We start from the raw sequence: 884 nt of genomic DNA on the forward strand, positions 1-884 counted from the left end.
GCTATGTTTATTCATGTTAGCCTCTGCTGTTTAGTTATTTGACAAACTAATTATGGCTCTGGCTTTGAATTAAGCTAACCCACGAAAAGCGGAGGCTAACACCGTGTGGGAGTCATTATGTCTAGGTTTCCACATGGCTAGTGACGGTGTTGTATTAATGTTTTGGGTACCAATGCTTTTTTGTTTGGTTACTCTGTTAATTTTATATTTTAGAATTGATAAAGCTTCGGCTGCACCAAAGAACTTTGACGTTATTGGTGGGCGTAGAATGATCCTCGGTCTAAGTGGGGCAATGTTTGCAATCCTCTTATACTGTTTTGTCACAGCATTAATGATTGGACTTAGTAAGGTAGAACAAGGTCATATCGACTATGCTACTTTGTTAAAATCGTTTCTCGGTTACTGGTTGTATATGTTTTCTTTTATAGGCCCTTTCATGATGCTAGGGGTTATAATTTTAGGTCTGCCGATAATAATTGTTTTATCTAAATTACGTTTAGCATCTCACGCAGGTGCTTTGATTTTATCTGTTCTTATTGGCGCTATTTATTCTATATATGTCATTTACAATCCATATAACAACTGGTGTAAAGCTAATACTTTAGAGTGCGCTAATAGTAATTTTTGGTCTGTTTTTGTAGCATGTTTCGTCATTTCTTTAGGGTTTTCATTAGCAGCACGCTTTCCAGTTTGGCGTAATAGTGAAACCTAACAATCCAATTAAGCCGACCTCAACTCGCTGCGCTCTTTGCGTCGGCTTATTGGGGCGTTGGTATGACTCCCACTGTCAAGTTAAACACACTGATCCTTGCCTAACTTTTTAAGCCATAATTACTTCAGCTCGAATTAGAGCGAGTTAATACATAGGATGAAGCAAGTAATGT

The 884-nt window shown here is 37.9% G+C and carries 1 protein-coding gene; it reads left to right on the forward strand.

Features of this window, described 5'->3' with window-relative positions; all coding sequences use genetic code 11:
* Window positions 1-133: 133 nt before the first annotated feature.
* Window positions 134-712: a hypothetical protein gene (locus tag PSR9079_RS23375; RefSeq protein ID WP_149983456.1), complete on the forward strand. Its 579-nt coding sequence runs from the start codon at window positions 134-136 to the stop codon at window positions 710-712.
* The last annotated feature ends 172 nt before the right edge of the window (window positions 713-884 follow it).

Origin of the sequence: Pseudoalteromonas rhizosphaerae, from assembly GCF_902498845.1 — a bacterium.
Classification (GTDB): Bacteria; Pseudomonadota; Gammaproteobacteria; order Enterobacterales; family Alteromonadaceae; genus Pseudoalteromonas; species Pseudoalteromonas rhizosphaerae.

What these genes read in the sequence shown, in the direction of transcription:
- PSR9079_RS23375 (WP_149983456.1), top strand. Translation starts at nt 134, where the DNA reads ATGGCTAGTGACGGTGTTGTATTAATGTTTTGGGTACCAATGCTTTTT.